17 protein-coding genes and 1 tRNA gene are annotated in these 17,666 nt (G+C 71.2%); 6 read left to right on the top strand and 12 right to left on the bottom strand.

Going from position 1 to position 17,666, the window contains the following annotated elements:
* Positions 1-2: 2 nt before the first annotated feature.
* The 5 genes from ABZS42_RS25200 to ABZS42_RS25180 form a co-directional block, all read right to left on the bottom strand.
* Positions 3-1,112, bottom strand: coding sequence for a branched-chain amino acid ABC transporter permease (locus tag ABZS42_RS25200; protein ID WP_355149221.1), 1,110 nt, complete (start codon positions 1,110-1,112; stop codon positions 3-5).
* On the bottom strand, positions 1,109-2,059 hold the full coding sequence (locus ABZS42_RS25195) for a branched-chain amino acid ABC transporter permease (protein ID WP_355149219.1): 951 nt from the start codon (positions 2,057-2,059) through the stop codon (positions 1,109-1,111). The genes ABZS42_RS25200 and ABZS42_RS25195 overlap by 4 nt, the downstream gene beginning before the upstream one ends.
* A 102-nt stretch (positions 2,060-2,161) precedes the next feature.
* Positions 2,162-3,322 carry a branched-chain amino acid ABC transporter substrate-binding protein gene (locus ABZS42_RS25190; protein ID WP_355149217.1) on the bottom strand — a complete coding sequence of 387 codons (1,161 nt, stop codon included), beginning with the start codon at positions 3,320-3,322 and terminating at the stop codon, positions 2,162-2,164.
* Between the two features lie 220 nt (positions 3,323-3,542).
* A complete protein-coding gene (locus tag ABZS42_RS25185; RefSeq protein ID WP_355149215.1) occupies positions 3,543-4,775 on the bottom strand; it encodes a hypothetical protein in 1,233 nt (410 codons plus the stop codon).
* Between the two features lie 68 nt (positions 4,776-4,843).
* The gene (locus tag ABZS42_RS25180) at positions 4,844-5,464 is read right to left on the bottom strand and encodes a response regulator (RefSeq protein WP_132353647.1); all 621 of its coding nucleotides are present in this window, start codon (positions 5,462-5,464) and stop codon (positions 4,844-4,846) included.
* Positions 5,465-5,570: 106 nt separating this feature from the next.
* On the opposite strand from ABZS42_RS25180, the gene ABZS42_RS25175 reads away from it, so the two are divergent.
* Together ABZS42_RS25175 and ABZS42_RS25170 are read left to right on the top strand one after the other, a co-directional pair.
* A tRNA-Leu gene (locus ABZS42_RS25175) sits at positions 5,571-5,647 on the top strand.
* A gap of 31 nt (positions 5,648-5,678) precedes the next feature.
* Positions 5,679-6,425 (top strand): transcriptional regulator, encoded by a 747-nt coding sequence (locus tag ABZS42_RS25170; protein ID WP_355149213.1) that lies wholly within the window; start codon positions 5,679-5,681, stop codon positions 6,423-6,425.
* Between the two features lie 89 nt (positions 6,426-6,514).
* Here the strand turns inward: ABZS42_RS25170 and ABZS42_RS25165 are convergent, their stop codons facing one another.
* The gene (locus tag ABZS42_RS25165; protein ID WP_355149211.1) at positions 6,515-7,693 is read right to left on the bottom strand and encodes an aminotransferase class I/II-fold pyridoxal phosphate-dependent enzyme; all 1,179 of its coding nucleotides are present in this window, start codon (positions 7,691-7,693) and stop codon (positions 6,515-6,517) included.
* Positions 7,694-7,776: 83 nt separating this feature from the next.
* On the opposite strand from ABZS42_RS25165, the gene ABZS42_RS25160 reads away from it, so the two are divergent.
* Positions 7,777-8,256, top strand: a complete 480-nt coding sequence (locus ABZS42_RS25160; RefSeq protein WP_076467757.1) for an Lrp/AsnC family transcriptional regulator — start codon at positions 7,777-7,779, stop codon at positions 8,254-8,256.
* Between the two features lie 46 nt (positions 8,257-8,302).
* Complete coding sequence (locus ABZS42_RS25155; protein WP_355149209.1) at positions 8,303-9,313, top strand: LLM class flavin-dependent oxidoreductase; 1,011 nt, start codon at positions 8,303-8,305, stop codon at positions 9,311-9,313.
* A gap of 593 nt (positions 9,314-9,906) precedes the next feature.
* Here the strand turns inward: ABZS42_RS25155 and ABZS42_RS25150 are convergent.
* The 4 genes from ABZS42_RS25150 to ABZS42_RS25135 form a co-directional block, all read right to left on the bottom strand.
* The gene (locus ABZS42_RS25150) at positions 9,907-10,371 is read right to left on the bottom strand and encodes an Rrf2 family transcriptional regulator (RefSeq protein WP_355149207.1); all 465 of its coding nucleotides are present in this window, start codon (positions 10,369-10,371) and stop codon (positions 9,907-9,909) included.
* Positions 10,372-10,473: 102 nt separating this feature from the next.
* Positions 10,474-11,358 carry an acyl-CoA thioesterase II gene (locus tag ABZS42_RS25145; RefSeq protein WP_355149205.1) on the bottom strand — a complete coding sequence of 295 codons (885 nt, stop codon included), beginning with the start codon at positions 11,356-11,358 and terminating at the stop codon, positions 10,474-10,476.
* Positions 11,355-12,803 (bottom strand): pyruvate kinase, encoded by a 1,449-nt coding sequence (gene pyk / locus ABZS42_RS25140; RefSeq protein ID WP_355149203.1) that lies wholly within the window; start codon positions 12,801-12,803, stop codon positions 11,355-11,357. The genes ABZS42_RS25145 and pyk overlap by 4 nt, the downstream gene beginning before the upstream one ends.
* Before the next feature lie 237 nt (positions 12,804-13,040).
* Complete coding sequence (locus ABZS42_RS25135; RefSeq protein ID WP_355149201.1) at positions 13,041-13,406, bottom strand: YciI family protein; 366 nt, start codon at positions 13,404-13,406, stop codon at positions 13,041-13,043.
* A 273-nt stretch (positions 13,407-13,679) separates the two neighbouring features.
* Here ABZS42_RS25135 and ABZS42_RS25130 point away from each other — a divergent pair, with 273 nt between their 5' ends.
* Positions 13,680-14,552: an aldo/keto reductase gene (locus tag ABZS42_RS25130; protein ID WP_355149199.1), complete on the top strand. Its 873-nt coding sequence runs from the start codon at positions 13,680-13,682 to the stop codon at positions 14,550-14,552.
* 41 nt (positions 14,553-14,593) lie between these two features.
* Here ABZS42_RS25130 and ABZS42_RS25125 read toward each other — a convergent pair whose 3' ends face one another.
* Positions 14,594-15,175: a helix-turn-helix domain-containing protein gene (locus ABZS42_RS25125; RefSeq protein ID WP_355149197.1), complete on the bottom strand. Its 582-nt coding sequence runs from the start codon at positions 15,173-15,175 to the stop codon at positions 14,594-14,596.
* 346 nt (positions 15,176-15,521) lie between these two features.
* On the opposite strand from ABZS42_RS25125, the gene ABZS42_RS25120 reads away from it, so the two are divergent.
* Entirely contained in the window at positions 15,522-16,976 is a 1,455-nt protein-coding gene (locus ABZS42_RS25120) for an MFS transporter (RefSeq protein WP_355149195.1), read from the top strand.
* Between the two features lie 112 nt (positions 16,977-17,088).
* On the opposite strand, the gene ABZS42_RS25115 is transcribed toward ABZS42_RS25120, so the two are convergent.
* A partial coding sequence (locus ABZS42_RS25115; RefSeq protein ID WP_355149193.1) for a hypothetical protein occupies positions 17,089-17,666 on the bottom strand: 578 nt, incomplete at its 5' end.

Raw genomic sequence — 17,666 nt, 5'->3', positions numbered from 1 at the left:
TCTCAGCCACCGACGGTCACCTCCTTGCGGCGGTCCTTGAACTCTGCCGCTCTACGCCGGTTGGCGATCAGGCCCTGCGGCCGGTAGATCATCATGACGATCAGGCACAGGCCGAAGAACATGAATCGGTACTCGTACAGCTCGACGCCGAACAGCTCCACGCCCCGGAACCGTTCGATCAGGTAGTAGGCCAGGCCGCCGCCGAGGATGGCCCCGAAGATGTTGCCGGAACCGCCGAGGATCACCGCCGCCAGGATGATGATCGAGTTCAGCAGCTCGAAGCTCTGGTTGTTGACGAAGTTCTGCTTACCGGCGAACAACACCCCGGCCAGGCCACCGATGGCGGCACCGGAGGCGAACGCCCACAGCTTGAACTTGAACGTCGGCACACCCATCAGCTGCGCCGCGTCCTCATCCTCGCGGATGGAGATCCAGGCCCGGCCGACCCGGCTGCGGGTCAGGTTCCGCACGCCGAGCACCACCAGGATGATCAAGGTGAGGACCAGCCAGTAGTACGGCCGGGCATCCAGCACGCCGAAGATCGGCGTGCCGTCGCTGTGCTTGCCCGGCGGGTGCGGGATCTGGTTGAAGCCGCGCTGGCCCCGCAGGAACCCCGCGCTGGTCGCCGTCAGCCGGATCATCTCGGCGAAGCCCAGCGTCACGATCGCCAGGTAGTCGCCGCGCAACCGCAGCGTCGGCAGACCCAGCAGCACCCCCGACGCCATCGCCAGGGCGACCCCGATCGGCAGCACGGTCAGCCACGGCCACACCGTCTTGAGGTCGCTGCTGGGCGAGGTCAGCACCGCCACCGTGTAGGCGCCGACGGCGAAGAAGCCGAAATAGCCCAGGTCGAGCAGGCCGGCGAAGCCGACCACGATGTTGAGGCCCACCGCCAGCAACACGTAGATCGACATCATGAACAGCACCTGGCCGAAGTTGGACCCGGTGGTCGGGATCGGCCCGAGCCACTGGTAGAACTCCTTGTTCGGCAACGCGTAGAAGAACGCGATCACCGCGGCCAGCACCACCCAGCGCACCCAGCGTGGCGCGCCCCGCCACCGCTCACCTGCCGCCTCGCGACCGGCGCGGACCCTCTCCAGGACGGTCGTCATGCCCGTGCCCTCCCCAGCGATTCGCCCAGCAGACCGGTCGGCCGGAACATCAGCAGCACGACCAGCACCACGAACGCGGTCAGGTCCTTCCACTGCGCACCGAACAGGCCCGAGGCGTAGTTCTCGGTGAGGCCGAGCAGCAGGCCGCCGACCAGCGCGCCGCGCAGGTTGCCGATGCCGCCGAGCACCGCGGCGGTGAACGCCTTGAGCCCCAGGAGGAACCCGACGCTGTAGGCCAGGGCGCCGATCCGCACGTTGTACAGCACGCCCGCCACGCCGGCCATCAAGCCACCGGCGATGAAGACCATCATGATGATCCGGTCCTTGTTCACACCCATCAGCGCCGCGGTGTTCGGGTCCTGGGACACCGCCCGGATCCCGCGACCGACCCGGCTGCGGTTGATGAACTGGTCCAGCGCGACCATCATCACCAGCGCCGCGCCGATGATCAGCAGCTCCACCCAGCTGATCTCCACCTTGCCGATCCGGAACAGGGGCTCGGACGGCACCACCGCCGGCGCGCCCCGCGACAACCGCCGCGTGTAGACACCGAACGCCTCCGAGATGACGATCGACGCGCCGATCGCCGTGATCAGGAAGGCCAGGGGCGGGGCGTTGCGCTTACGGAGCGGTCGGTAGGCCACCCGTTCGATCACGGTAGCCACCGTCGCCGAGGCTAGCGCCGCCACCAGCATCGCGACCAACAGGTAGAACACAATCGAACCGACGCCGGAGACCCGGGAGTTTCCGGTCAGGCCGAACGCGGCCCAGGTGAACAGCGCGGCGTACGCGCCAGAGATGAAGACCTCGGAGTGGGCGAAGTTGATGAGCCTCAAGACACCGTAGACCAGTGTGTAACCGAGTGCGACCAAGGCGTAGATCGCTCCCACGGTCAGCCCGGTCGTCGTGAGCTCTCCAAAGTTGGAGATCAGACCGTCGACGTTCAAGAAGGGTGCTCCAGGGAACTTGAAGAGAAGCCGGGGTGCGGCCGGGATGGTGCTCCCGACCGCACCCGCAGCGATTACCTGGCGGTCAAAACCGCTCTGGCACTACGTCAGCGGTACCCGCTTGACCGGCACGATCTGGCCCTTCTCGACCTTGTAGGCCCAGATCTGGACCGCCGACGGGTCCAGCTCGCCGGTGTCGGTGAACTTGTACGACCCGACGACACCCTCACCGGTGTAGCCCTTCACGAACGCCAGCATGTCGGCGCGGGTGTTCTTGCCGTCCTTGATGCCGGCCAGCAGGATGTTCGCCGCGTCGAAGGCGTTGTCGCTGTAGGTACCCGGGTCCGTGCCGTACATCGCCTTGTAGTCCGCGGCGAAGGTGCCCTTCACCTCGGCCGGCGGCAGGCACGGGCAGGTGAAGATGGTGCCCTCGGCGGCCGCATCGCTCGCGCCGTCGATGAACGCCGGGTCCTTCATGCCGTCGGCCCCGATCAGGGTGGCCGTGACACCGGCGTTGGTCAGCGCCTTACGGATCAGGCCACCCTCGGTGTAGTAGCCACCGAAGAAGATCGCCGTGGCGCCGGAGGACTTCACCTTGGTGACGGTGCCGGAGAACTCGGTCTGCTTGCCGCCACCCTGCACCTTGTCCGTGCCGATGACCGCGCTGCCGAGCGCCTTCTTCACCTCGTCGGCCAGACCCGCACCGTAGGCCGACTGGTCGTCGATCACGAAGACCTTGTCGGCCTTCATCTCGTCCTTGATGTACTTGGCCGCCGCCGGGCCCTGTGCGTTGTCGTTTCCGACCGAGCGGAAGAACGTCTTCCAGCCCTGCTCGCTCAGGCTCGGCCGGGTCGCGGACGCGCTGATGTGCACCAGACCCGCCTCCGAGAAGAGCGGGTTGGCCGCCTCCGACTCGCCGGAGAAGGCCGGCCCGACAACCCCGAGCACCTTCTCGTCCTCGATGGCCCGCTGGGCGAGCTGCGGCGCCTGGTCCGGGCTGCCCTGCGAGTCCAGCGGAAGCAGCGTGACCTCGCAGTCCTTGTTCTCCTTGTTGTACTTGTCAAGGGCGAGTTTCACGCCGTTGTTCTCGTTGATGCCCAGCGCCGCGTCGGAGCCGGTCAACGCCCCGAAGAACACAATCTTGAAACCACACGCGTCACCGGACGCCTCGCTGCCGCTGTCGCTCTTGCACGCCGCGGCACCACCCACGGCGAGCGCCAATGCGGCGACACCGCCGAGCACCCGTACGAGCTTCTGCCTCAAGGCCCGAACCCTCCTCCGTCCCATGGTTCGAACCACCCGCTGGCCATTGGCCCTTGCGGAGCGTACGAACCCGACCGTCGTCTCCGGTCTGGGGCCGGACGTTATCCCACCGTGAAGCAGTGGCGTAAGTCTTGAGCGACCGGGTTGACCGAACCGTTACACGGCGTGGCGGATCGGAAACGATCGCTGTAAGAACATCCTCATCAGACGTCCCAGAGCTTCAATTCCACGTGCTGGGAAAGGATCCACTCCCGTCGCCGACGCGCAGCGCCGAACCCGATGCCCACCAGACGTGCGACCCCCGCCCGTCATCGGCCATCAACAACAGTCGCTCCCCCTGGGCAACCGCCGCGACAGCCGTCTCACCGGAATCGGCCACCGGCACCGGCATCTTCACCGGCCGCCACGAGCCACCCCGGTCATCCGAGTACCACAGCCGGTGACCCGCACCGGTCCGCGTCACCGCCAACAGCCCCGAACCCACCACGGTCAACCCGGCCACCGCGGCCACCCCCGGCCCGGCCGCCGCGAACACCCCGGCCCGCCGCCACCGCGCCGCCGCCCCGTCCGACACCGGATCGGCGGCCCTACGCCAGGCCACGAAGCCGTCCCCCGCCGAACCCACCGCCACCACCGCGCCGCCCACCGACACCACTCGCTGCGCCTGCCCCCGGCCATCCGGCGTCGGAAGTTCCGCCCGCCGCCACGCCAGCCCGTCCGACGAGGTCCAGGCGAGCGGCGACAACGCCGTCCCGCCGGCCGGCAGCACCGCACCCACCACCAGCCAACCCGTTCCCACGGCCAACCCGTCGTACGCCGCCGTCCGGCCACGCCGGTCACCGGCCAGCTCGGGCAACCCCTCACGCAGGGTGAACTCCGCACCGTCGATGGAGGCCCAGACCGCCGCCCCGTCGACCCGCGATCCGACGATCAGCCAAGCGTGCGGTCCGGCCACCAACCAGGACGCGCTCACCGCCCGCGGCCCGCCGAACCGCTCGAACGGGGCAGGCACCTCCCGGACCACCCCGTCAGCGCCCTCGATCCAGCTGCCGATACGCGGATTGCCGTGCGCGCCACCGCTCACCGTCCCGAGCGCCGCCAACCGGGCGGCGCGGCACGCGGCGGTGTAGAGCACCTGCTGCCGGCCGTAGAAGCTCAACGGCACCAGCCGCGGCAGCGACCAGGTCACCCCGTCGACGCTCGACCAGACGGCCGGCCGGGTGGCGCCGGCCGCGTCCGCCACCCCGCCCACCACGTACCACCGGCCGGCGCACGTCGTCGCGGCACGCAGCAGTGGCCGGCCCGGAGTGCCCGGCGGCGTCGGGAGCGTCAACGACCGCCAACCCGGATCGACCGGGCGCGGTCGATCGTCGTCGGGCCGCCCCACCCGCTCGCAGCCGGTGAGGAGCACGGCGAGCAGACCGAGCACCACGATGACGTGCCGGACGGACACGGATCCGATGTTATCGATCGGAGGGCGTCAACGCGGCCCGGCCGACACGGCGGCCCGGCGTACCTCGATCAGGACGCCGGGCGCGGCGCCTCACCGCCGGCGGTCTCGACGAGGATCCGCTCGGCGACCTCTTTCATGGTCATCCGGTGGTCCATCGCGGTCCGCTGGATCCACTTGAACGCCTGTGGCTCGGTCATCCCGTAGGTCGTCATCAGGGCGCCCTTGGCGCGCTCCACCGCCTTGCGCACCTCGAGGCGGTCGGTCAGCCCGGCCACCTCCGCCTCCAGGGCGGCGACCTCCGAGTAGCGGGAGAGCGCGATCTCCACCGCCGGCACCAGGTCGCTCTTCTGGAAAGGCTTCACGAGGTACGCCATCGCACCGGCCGCCCGCGCCCGCTCCACCAGATCCCGCTGGCTGAACGCGGTCAGGATGATCACCGGAGCGATCCGGGCGCCGGCGATCCGTTCGGCCGCCGCCAGCCCGTCCATGATCGGCATCTTGATGTCGAGGATCACCAGGTCCGGCTTGAGCTCCTCGGCGAGCCGGACGGCGGTCTCGCCGTCCCCCGCCTCGCCCACCACCTCGTAGCCCTCTTCGACCAGCATCTCGGCGAGGTCCAGCCGGATGAGCGCCTCGTCCTCGGCGATCAGTACACGCCTGCGCTCGGCATCCGTCTGCGTCTCGGCCACGAGCCCTACCCCCACCAGTCAGAACCCGACACCCGCCCAGCCGGGTGTCGCCGTCCTTAGCGTAGTGGGTACCCTATGAGGCGCCGCCAGAGCGTTCCGTGCGGATGTCCCCGTATTCCAACCGGTAGAGAAACGGAGCTCAAACCTCCGACAGTGTGGGTTCGAATCCCACCGGGGACACCAAATCGTCGTACGGCCGTTCGACGATGGCCGGGTGCATCCCCCTGAAATCCGCGCTCGCGCACGGGAGCTCTACCTCTCCGGCGCCAACGTGGCAGACGTCGCACGCAGCGTCGGCCTCTCCTACCGCACGGTTTGGGACTGGTGCCATGCGCGGCCGGAGCGAGCGGTTCAGGGAACGGCTCGTCGCTGCTTCCGCTGCCGGCCTGACCACAATCCGACAGATCAACGGGCGTACGCGTACCTGCTCGGCCTCTACCTGGGCGACGGTCACCTCGTCACCACCGCACGCGTACCGGTCCTGCGGGTCAGCTGCAGCAACAATTGGCCCGGTCTGATCGAGGCGTGTGACGTGGCCATGCGGGCCGTACTCGCCTCGCGGGTCCAACGGGTCCCGCACCAGGGCTGTGTCAGCGTGCAGAGCTACGGCAAGCACTGGCCCTGCCTGCTCCCCCAGCATGGGCCGGGAAAAAAGCACGAGCGACCGATCGTCCTCGCCGACTGGCAGCAGCCGATCCTGATCGCGCACCCGGGCGAGTTCGCGCGGGGGTTGTTCCACTCCGACGGCTGTCGGATCAGCAACCGGGTGACGGTGCGGGGCAAGCACTACGTCTATCCGCGCTACCTGTTCACCAACGAGTCGGCCGACATCATGGGGCTCTGCCAGTGGGCGCTGGACCTGCTGGGCGTCGCCTGGCGGATGAACCGACGCAACTCACTCTCGGTGGCCCGGCGGGACGCCGTCGCCACGCTCGACCGGCACGTCGGCCCCAAGTCGTAGGGTCGCCGGCGACACGTCGGCGGCGGGTGCTGGCGGTGGCGGGCCGCGACCTGGCCTGGGGCGAGCCTCGCGCGTCAGGAGCCCGGTGGTCAGCCGATCAGGGCCAGGGCCTGCTCCAGGTCGGCCCGCAGGTCCTCCGGGTCCTCGAGGCCGACGGAGATCCGCAGCAGCCCGTCGGCGGGCTTGGCGTCGCCGGTCACCGGGCGGTGGGTGAGTGAGGCGGGGTGCTGGATGAGGGTGTCCACCCCGCCGAGCGAGACCGCGTGGGTGATCAGCCGGCATGCCCCGGCGACGGTGGCGGCGGCGGGCCCGCCGCCGCGTACCTCGATGGCGAGCAGGCTGCCGGTGCCGTTCAGCTGCCGGCCGACGAGTCCGGCCGGGTCGTGCAGGGACGGGTGGCGCACCCGTTCGACGGCGGGGTGGCCGGCGAGCCAGCCGGCCAGTTTCTCGGCGGCCGCCTGTTGGGCGCGGACCCGGATGGGCAGGGTCTGGAGGCCGCGGTGCAGCAGGTACCCGCCGAGCGGGTGGAGGATCGCGCCGGTGACCGCGCGGACCTGCCGGAGCCGGGCGGCCCAGTCGGCGTCGCAGGCGACGACTCCGGCGAGGACGTCGCCGTGTCCACCGATGCTCTTGGTGGCGCTGTGCAGGACGAGGGTGGCGCCGTGCTGGGCGGGCCGCTGGAGCACTGGGGTGGCGACGGTGTTGTCCACAAGGAGGGGGACGTCGCCGGCGGCGTCGGCGAGTCGGGCGATGTCGACGAGGTCGCAGGTGGGGTTGGCGGGAGTTTCGACGACGACGAGCGCGGTGTCGGGGCGTACGGCGGCGGCGACCTCGTCGGGGCTTGCCCAGGTGACGGTGGTGCCGAGGAGCCCGGTGGCGAGTACGTGGTCGGTGCCGCCGTACAGGGGGCGGACGGCGACGATGTGCCGGTGACCGTCGCGGGTGGCGGCGAGCAGGGTGGCGCTGAGTGCGGCCATGCCGCTGGCGAAGGCGACGGCCGCGGCGGTGCCTTCGAGGTCGGCGAGCGCGGTCTCGAAGCGGGCCACGGTGGGGTTCCAGAGCCGCTGGTAGACGGGGCTGTCGCCGGCTTCGAGGGTGCCGCCGGTGGCGAGCTTCTCGTAGGCGTCACCGCCTGCCGAGACGGACGGCAGGGGGTTGGTGGTGGAGAGATCGATGGGTGGCACGTGGACGCCGAGCGCGTTCAGGTCGTCGCGGCCGGCGTGCACGGCTCGGGTGTCCACGGTCGTCATGGCGAGAGCGTCGAACATCGGGCTGACATCGTGCAATAGTTCCGAACATGATTCTGTGAAAGCCGCTTGGATGCGGTTCAAGTTCGGTGAAAGATGTCGGCATGACGCCTGCTCCGAATGATGTGCGGCCGTTTTCGGCCCTGGACGACGTGGACCGCGCGATTCTCGGCGAGTTGGCCGCCGACGGCCGGCTGCCGAACAACGCGCTCGCCGAGCGGGTCGGGGTTGCGCCGTCGACGTGTCTCGCGCGGACCCGGGCGTTGCGGGAGAGCGGGGCGATCCGCGGGTTCCACGCCGAGATCGACCCGGCGGCGCTGGGGCTGCCGTTGCAGGCCCTGGTCTCGGTGCGGCTCACGGCGCACGAGCGGCCGGCGGTGGACGCGTTCCGGGGCCGGTCGGTACTGCTGCCGGGGGTGGTGTCGGTGTTCCATGTGGCGGGCGCGGACGACTACGTGCTGCACGTGCGGGCTGCCTCGGCGGACGCGCTGCGGGACTTCGTGCTCGACCACCTCGCGGTGGACCCCGCGGTGCAGCACACCCAGACGAGCTTGATCTTCGAGCAGGCGCGGGGCGTGGGTTGAGTCGCTTCGGGGAACAAATCCGACGCGTTCCGGGTTGCCGAGGCGTGTGATCGACGTACCGCTCTCCGTCCTCGAAGTTGCCCCCGTCGCCGCCGGCGCCAACGCCGGTGAGGCCCTGCGACACACCACCGAGCTGGCTCGGCGTACCGAGGAGCTGGGTTACCACCGGTTCTGGGTGGCCGAGCACCACAACATGCCGGCGATCGCGAGTTCCGCTCCCGCGGTGCTGATCGCCCATCTGGCCGCCTCGACCTCGTCCATCCGGGTCGGTTCGGGCGGTGTGATGCTGCCCAACCATCCGGCGTTGGTGGTGGCCGAGCAGTTCGGCACGCTCGAAGCGCTGCACCCGGGTCGGATCGATCTGGGTATCGGCCGCGCCCCGGGCACCGACCAGGTCACCGCGCTGGCGTTGCGCCGGACCATGGAGGGGCTGTCGGCCGAGGGGTTCCCCCGTGAGCTGACCGATCTGATGAACTACTTCAGCGGGGAGCAGGCGGGCCCGATCACCGCTTCGCCGGGCCTGGGGCAGCAGCCGGCGGTCTGGTTGCTCGGTTCGAGCGGTTTCAGCGCCCAGCTGGCCGGTCTGCTCGGGCTGCCGTTCTCCTTCGCGCACCACTTCAGCGCGCAGAACACTCTGCCCGCTCTGGCGCTGTACCGGCAGCACTTCCGGCCGTCGCGTTTCCTCGACAAGCCGTACGCCATGGTGGCGGTCAACGTGTTCTGCGCGGAGACCGACGAGCGGGCGCACTGGCTGGCGGGGCCGGCGGGGCTGTCCTTCCTGCGGCTGCGCTCGGGCCGACCGCAGCCGTTGGCCACTCCGGAGGAGGCGGCGGCGTACCCGTACACCGAGGTCGAGCAGGAGTTCATGGCGCAGCGCCTGGAGGGTCAGGCGGTCGGTTCGCCAGAGACCGTACGCCGGCAGCTGAACCACCTGTTGGAGCGCACCGGCGCGGACGAGCTGATGCTCACCACGATGGTGTACGACATCGAGGACCGGGTCCGCTCGTTCGAGCTGGTCGCCGAGCAGGTCGCCGGCGGCCTGCGGAGGAATGCCTGAAACACGATCTTCACGCTCGCGTCACCCCCGCGACCCGGACGACGCCTAGTTTTGTCTCCGGTGGTGGTACGGCATTCCCGGTCGGGACGGGTCGGGAATGCCGCGGTGTGGCGCACCGGGCCGTAGCTGTGCGGATTCCGCGGCTGCGGCCCGGTGCCTTCCGCGGCTCTGCTCCGCGCCGGCCCGGGGGCACCCTCCGGATCAGCCACACACCCCCACCCGTGACGTGACCAGGCGTGACGTTCCTGCTTGGCTATCGGTGGCTCCACCGCGGCCTTTGCTCTGCACCCGGATACGCGCCATTCGCTGCTCGTCACCAACGTCGGTCGGCGTCTTCAACGCTCGCCCCGCTCAGCCGCAGATCAGCTGGGTGGTGCGTCGGTGGGTGCAGAGCAAAGGCGCTGGGGTCGAGGTCGGCCGGGCGGGCCGCGCGGGCACGCTCCGCCACCGGCACGTAGCGTGACGCCGGCGGCGACGCCGGCAGCGTGAACCTCCAGCGGGACGGCAGTGCACTCCTTTAGCGCGGCACCCGGATGTGGCAGCTGACGGACGCGTGACAGCAGGAGGCGCCGACGTCCGGCGCGGGATCAGGATCAGGTCCAGGCGCGGGGATCGGCGGCCAAGTCGGTGACCCGCGACGGCAGCGTGCCGGCGGCCACGTCGGCGACGGTCACCAACTCCAGGATCTCCCGCTCACTGGCCCGCAACGCGATCCAGACCTCCTGCAGGGCGCGGGCCGCGCCGTGGTAGCCGAGCTCTTCCGGGCGTTGCCCGCGCACATGCGCGAGTGGTCCGTCGATCACCCGGATCACCTCGGCCAGCGAGATCTCGCCCGCCGGCCGGGCCAGCCAGTAGCCGCCCTCGGGACCGCGCTGGGCGTGGACGACGCCGCCCCGACGCAGTTGCAGCAGGATGCTCTCCAGGAACTTCGGCGGGATCTCCTGGGCGCGGGCGATCTGGTCGGCGGTGACGGGCCGCCCCCGCCCCGGCCCGTTGGCCGTCGCCGCGAGCTCGGCGGTCGCGCGGAGGGCGTAGTCGACCCGAGCGGAGAGACGCATGCCGCAAAGGTTATCGGGCTGGTCAGCCGCCCGGCCCGCCGCCCCTCGGCCGATCTGGCATGTCACAGCGGCCACACTCGCGCGGCCCGGGCGGCAGTCCAGTCAGGCGCCGACGCGGCGCAGCAGACCCTCCTGCACGGCGCTGGCGATCTGGCGGCCGTCCGTGGTGAACATCCGCCCGGTGGCCAACCCCCGGGCACCGGACGCCGACGGGCTCCAGCAGTCGTAGAGGAACCATTCGTCGGCCCGGAACGGCCGATGGAACCAGAGGGCGTGATCGAGGCTGGCGCCGACCACACCACCCGGGCCCCACACCTCGCCGTGCACCGAGAGCACCGAGTCGAGCAGGGTCAGGTCGGAGGCGTACGTGAGCGCGCAGGCGTGCAGCAGCGGGTCGTCCGGCAGCTTGCCGTCGATGCGCATCCAGACCCGCTGGTGCGGGTTGGCCGGCCGGTCGCCGGGGCGTACCCAGCCGGGCTCACCGACGTAGCGGACGTCGATCGGGCGCGGGATCTGGGACCAGATGCCGAGCCGCTCGGGGTAGCGGGCGAGCCGGTCGGTCATGGTCGGCACCTCATCCGGCGCCGGCACGTCGAGCGGTGCAGGCGCCTGGTGGTCCAACCCCTCCTCCGTCCGCTGGAACGAGGCCGACATGAAGAAGATCGGCTTCGCGTGCTGGACGGCCACCGAGCGGCGGACCGAGAAGGAGCGTCCGTCGCGGACGTTCTCGACCTGGTACTCGATCGGCTCGGCCGGGTCTCCGGGACGGACGAAGTAGCCGTGCAGCGAGTGCACCGGCCGCTCCGGATCCACGGTGCGGCCGGCGGCCACCAGCGCCTGGCCGGCGACCTGCCCGCCGTACACCCGCTGCGGCCCGACGGGCGGGCTCATTCCCCTGAAGGTCATGGCGGCGGTCTGCTCGAGGTCGAGGACCTCGAGCAGTTGGTCGACCGCGGCCTGGCCGACCACGACCTTCGGGTCGGTCACTGCAAGGCCCGCGCCGAGGCCGCGTCGACCAGGGAACCGAGCTGGTGTACGCGCAGCGTGTTGGTCGAGCCGGGGGTGCCGGGCGGGCTACCTGCCACGATCACCACGTAGTCGCCGGGGTTGGCCCGGTTGAGGCCGAGCAGCGCCTCGTCGACCTGGCGGAACATGTCGTCGGTGTGCTGGACGAACGGCATGAGGAACGTCTCGACCCCCCAGGCGAGGGCGAGTTGGTTGCGTACCTCCGGCACCGGGGTGAAGGCCAGCAGCGGCAGGTCGCAGTGCAACCGGCTGAGCCGCCGCACCGTGTCGCCGGTCTGGGAGAAGGCGACCAGCGCCTTGGCGCCGATGGCCCGGGCGATGGAGGAGGCGGCGATGGTGAGCGCGCCACCGTGGGTACGCGGGTCGTGCTGGAGCCGCGGCACGGCGAACGAGCCGCATTCCGTCGTCGTCACGATCTTGGCCATGGTGCTGACGGTGAGCACCGGATACTTCCCGACGCTGGTCTCACCGGAGAGCATCACCGCGTCCGCGCCGTCGAGCACCGCGTTGGCCACGTCCGAGGCCTCGGCCCGGGTCGGGCGTGAATTCTCGATCATCGAGTCGAGCATCTGGGTCGCCACGATGACCGGCTTGGCGTTCTCCCGGCAGAGCTGCACCGCGCGCTTCTGCACCAGCGGGACCTGGTCCAGCGGCATCTCGACGCCGAGGTCGCCGCGGGCGACCATGACCCCGTCGAAGGCCAGCACGATGGCCTCCAGGTGGTCCACCGCCTCGGGCTTCTCGACCTTGGCGAGCACCGGCCGCCGCACCCCGACCTCGTTCATGATGGTGTGCACACGCTTGATGTCGTCGGGCGAGCGGACGAACGACAGGGCGATCATGTCGACCCCGAGGCCGAGAGCGAACCGCAGGTCCTCCTCGTCCTTGTCCGACAGCGCCGGAACGCTGACCGCGACGTTGGGCAGCGACACGCCCTTGTTGTTGGAGACCGGGCCGCCCTCGGTGACCAGGCAGCGGATGTCGTTGCCCTGCACGTCGGTGACCTCGACGGCGACGCGGCCGTCGTCGATCAGCATCCGGTCGCCGGGCTTGACCTCCTGCGGCAGCTTCTTGTAGGTGCAGGAGACCCGGTCCTTGGTGCCGAGGATGTCGTCGCTGGTGATCACCACGGAGTCACCGGTGCGCCACTCGTACGGGCCGTCCGCGAACCGTCCCAGGCGGATCTTGGGTCCCTGGAGGTCGGCCAGGATGGCCACCGGGTGACCGGCCGAATCGGCCGCCTCCCGGACCAGCCGGTAGACCGCCTCGTGATCGGCGTGGCTGCCGTGGCTGAAGTTGAGTCTCGCCACGTTCATCCCGGCCTCTACGAGACCCCGGATTCGCTCCGGGGAAGAGGTGGCGGGGCCGAGAGTGCAGACGATCTTCGCGCGGCGTGTCACGCCCATCAGGCTAGTCTCTCCTCCGGGTCGGGCTGGTGGCCGACCCCCTCGCGGGCTGCGGGTCGATCCGCCACCGTCGCGCGGCGCGCATGGACGGCGGGCGGAACCGCATCAGGGACGTTATGGCTGGCGGGCAACGGCGACCGCGCGCCGGAATCGTACGCCCCCCGTCCGGACCGGCCAGCAGGTCCTCCCGCGCCCTGCCGCGTTCGCCCCGGCGGCAGGGGCCCGGCGCGGCCGGTGTCAGCTCTCCGTCTTGGCCAGCGGGAACTCCAGCGAGCCGGCCGGGCAGAGGAAGGTCATCACGTCGACCCGGTAGAGCCCCGCCTGCACCGCGGGGTCGGCCTCCATGACGCCGCGTACGTCCTCCACCGAGCCGGTACGGGCCAGCCCGAACCCGATCGGCGGGTCCGGGTTGTCTGCCCGGCCGTCGACCGAACCGGAGACCAGGACGATGCCGCGCCGCTGCAGCGCCTGCATGTGCTCGGCGTGCTCGGCCTGCAGCCGCTGGATCGTCTGGGTCGACAACGCCCGCCCGGCCCGGCCCGGGTAGAGCACGATGCACTCGTACGTGTCGAGCGCGAAGTCGACCTGCGGCACACCTGCCATTGCATCCCCCCGTGGCGTCGCCGGTCGACCCGACCCGGGTCGACACGACCGGCACGGGCTCAGCGTCGCACGGGTGGTGCCGGCGTGGCCGACGCTCGGCCGATCCGGCCGGGCCGCCCCGTTTCCGCGAGCCGTCTCGAATGCCGGCGATCGGGATCGCGCCTGTGTGCGGCCGCGTCGCGCCGGGGCGCGGACGGACGTTCGCCGCGAGGACGCCCACGGCGGCGGCTAGATTGGCGTACGAAGCGTGACGCGACAAGGGGAACAGAACACATGGCAGACAACGCCCATAAGCGGCCTGCGAAGGCCGCCGGCACCTACCGGATCGGTGGGGACCTCCAGGTCGATCGCCTCGGCTACGGGGCGATGCAGCTCACCGGACCGGGAGTCTGGGGCGATCCGAAGGACCCCGACGAGGCCGTCCGGGTGCTGCGCCGGGCCGTCGAGCTCGGCGTGACCTTCATCGACACCGCCGACTCCTACGGACCGTTCGTCTCGGAGTTGCTGATCCGCGACGCGCTGCACCCGTACGCCGACGATCTGGTCATCGCGACCAAGGCCGGCTTCACCCGGGCCGGGCCCGGCGACTGGCGTCCGCTGGCGCGGCCGGAGTACCTGCGCCAGCAGTGCGAGCTGAGCCTGCGCCACCTCGGCCTGGACTGCATCCCGCTCTACCAGTTGCACCGGATCGATCCGACGGTGCCGCTGGCCGATCAGCTCGGCGAGCTGGCGCTGCTCAAGCAGGAGGGGAAGATCCGGCACATCGGTCTGTCCGAGGTGACCGTCGAGCAGATCGAGGCGGCCCGCGAGATCACCCCGATCGTGTCGGTGCAGAACCTCTACAACCTGGCCGACCGCCACTTCGAGGACGTGCTGGAGTACTGCGAGCGCAATGATCTCGCGTTCATCCCCTGGTTCCCGATCGCGACGGGCAACCTCGCCCGCCCCGGCGGGCCGCTGGACGCCATCGCCACCGAGCACGGCGCGACGCCCGCGCAGCTCGCGCTCGCCTGGCTGCTGCGCCGGTCGCCGGTGATGCTTCCGATCCCGGGTACGTCCTCCGTCGCGCACCTGGACGAGAACGTCGCGGCGGCCGAGGTGAAGCTCACCGACGCCGAGTTCGAGGCGCTGGCCAAGGCCACCTGACCGGGCGGTCACGAGAACCCGGACCGGCCGGCGGGGTCGCGTCAGGCGAGCGCGGGCGGGTAGCGCAGCCCGTCCAGGGCGATCGCCAGCACGCGGTCCCGCTGGCCCGGCTCCGGGAACTGGAACGCGACGATGCCGCTGATCAGCCGCAGCACGTCGTCGAAGGTGGCCTCCGGGCGGACCACGCCGGCCTCCTGGGCGCACCGCATCATGGGCTGCCCCGCGGCGTAGATCTCGGCCCGGCACCGGCGGAAGACCTCGGAGTCGTGCGCCAGCTCCTCGGCGAGCGCCCGCTTCGTGGCCGCGTACGCGACGAACCGGTTCAGCCAGGCGACGAGCGCGTCCCACGGGGGCAGGTGCGCCACGTCCGCCGCGGAGTGGCTGAGCGCCTGGACCTCGTCGACGTAGACCGCCTCGAACAGTTCACGGCGGCTCGGGAAGTTCCGGTAGAGGGTGCCGATGCCGACTCCGGCCCGCCGGGCGATCTCCTCCAGCGACGCGTTCACGCCGGCCTCGGCGAAGGCCTCCCGGGCCGCGGCGACCAACGCGTCGTAGTTGCGCTGGGCGTCGGCCCGCTTGGGGCGCCGCGCGAGGTATTCCCCCAGCTCGCCAGTGCTGGCCATGGCGCAGGTCACCTTCCCTCGGTTGCAACCGGAGGCATCCCTCCGCTAAATTAGTGGAGGCACCCCTCCGATACTGACCGGAGTTGCGCCTCCGGAAAGCTTACTCCGGACGACCCCGCCGGCTCCGCCGAAGACCGGCGACCCAGACCCGCACCGATTAGCCGCGTCATCCCCGCCATCCGGTTCGACACCGGCTGCGCCCACCCGCACCACCACTGAATCGGCCCGCCCACCGCCGACCGACCCACCGTGTGGTCGCGACGGCCCACCCGACACGGGAGCGGCCGAGCAGCTGGGCGGCGCGACCGCGGCACCTGTCCTTCGTACCCACATGGGAGTTTCCCTCGTGACCCAGACCATCCGACGCGGCTCGCGTCGGCTGACCTTCCTAGTCCTCGCGGCCGGCGCCGGCTTCTTCGCGATGCTCCAATCGCTGATCACCCCGGTGCTGCCCACCATCCAGCACGATCTGCACACCTCGCAGAACACCGTGACCTGGGTGCTGACCGCCTACCTGCTCTCCGCGTCGATCTTCACACCGATCCTCGGCCGGGTCGGCGACATGATCGGCAAGGGGCGGATGCTCGTCGTCGCCCTCGCCGCGCTCGCGTTGGGCTGCCTCCTGGCGGCCATCGCGCCGAGCATCGGCGTGCTGATCATCGCCCGCGTGGTGCAGGGCATCGGCGGCGCGGTCTTCCCGCTCTCGTTCGGCATCATCCGCGACGAGTTCCCCGCCGCACGGGTGAGCTCGTCCGTCGCGACGATCTCGGCGATCATCGCCGCCGGCGGCGGCCTCGGCGTCGTCCTGGCCGGTCCGATCGTCTCCCTCCTCGGCTACCGCTGGCTGTTCTGGATCCCGATGGTCGTCGTGGCCCTCACCGCGCTCGCGGCGCACCTGTTCGTGCCGGAGTCGCCGATCCGCTCGCCCGGCCGGATCAACTGGGCGGGCACCCTGCTGCTCTCCGGCTGGCTGGTGGCGCTGCTGCTGCCGGTCAGCAAGGGCGCGACCTGGGGCTGGACGTCCCTTCCCGTACTCGGCCTGCTGGCGCTCGCCGGCGTACTGCTGATCGGCTGGCTGGTGTCCGAGGCGCGCTCCGCGAACCCGCTGATCGACATGCGGATGATGCGCCTGCCCGGCGTGTGGACGACCAACCTGGTCGCGCTGCTCTACGGCGGATCGATGTTCGCCGTCTACGCCTTCGTACCGCAGTTCGTGCAGACCCCGGCCAGCGCCGGCTACGGCTTCGGCGCCAGCGTGACCCAGGCCGGCCTGCTCATGCTGCCGATGCTGGTCGGCATGTTCGTCGCCGGAATCACCGCCGGCCGGCTGGAGGCCCGGTTCAGCGCGAAGGCGCAGCTGGCCACCGGCGCGGTCTTCAACGTGGCCGCCTCGGCCATGCTCGCCGTCGCCCACGACACCCGCCTGGAGATCGGCGTGGCCGGCGGCCTCGTCGGCATCGGCATCGGGCTGGCGTTCGCGTCCATGGCAAACCTGATCGTGGCCAACGTGTCACCGAGCCAGACCGGCGTGGCCACCGGAATGAACGCGAACATCCGCACCATCGGTGGCGCGATCGGCGCGGCCGTGGTGAGCAGCGTGATCACCGCCCACCCGCAGGCGAGCGGCCTGCCCCGGGAAGCCGGCTTCACCACCGGCTTCCTGCTGCTCACCGCCATCGCCCTGGCCGCCGCGGTGGCCGCCCTGATCGTCCCCTCGGGACGGCGCGCGACGGGCCGTCGCCGGCCCGCCCGGCCCACCGGTTCCGAGGTGTCCGGCGGACTCGCGACCGCGGGTCGCTGACCCGCCGCCAGGTCGACCCGGCCGCAGGGAAGAGGTGGCCTCCGCCACGACGCGAGGCCACCTCTTCCCTGCGGCCGCCGCGTCGCGCCGCCCACCGCGGTTCACCCCGCGCTCAGGGCAGGACGCGGAGCAGCAAGAGGTAGCCGCAGTAGGCCAGCGGCACCAGCAGGAAGCAGACCCCCACACCCAGCGCCGGGTAACGGGCGGACGCACCGTGGGCCAGCGGCGCCCTCCCCCATCGGCCCAGCGCCAGCCAACCGGAGATCAACGCCACGGCGGGCAGCCCGGCGCACATCCAGGCGTAGAGCGTGCCGGCGCCGAGCACCCCGACGCCCGCGGCGACCACCAGCACGAATCCGAGCAGCACGCCCACCCCTGCCGAGGCCAGGTACACGGCGCCCGCCCGGGCCACCGGCGACCAGGCCGGCAGCAGCACCGGCCGCCGGGCCAGCAGCTCCGCCTGGTGCCCGTACCGGTCCGCCTCGTCGGCGTAGCGCCGGGCCAGTTCCAGCTCCACCGCCGGGTCGGCCTCCGCGGCACGCGGCGCGGGCAGCCCGGGTGCGCTCGCCGTCGGCCCCGCCGGCCCCTGGGCGTACGCCCCGACGTCCGGCCGCGTCGGCGCGGCGGCTGCGCCGCCGGGCGTCCCCGTCCCGGCCGCCGGGGCCCCGGCGGCCGGGACGGGGACGCCCG

This window comes from Micromonospora sp. NPDC005367, assembly GCF_040606825.1.
Lineage (GTDB): Bacteria > Actinomycetota > Actinomycetes > Mycobacteriales > Micromonosporaceae > Micromonospora.
The sequence above is the reverse complement of the archived record's forward strand: the minus strand, read 5'-3'. Positions and strand labels throughout refer to the sequence as shown.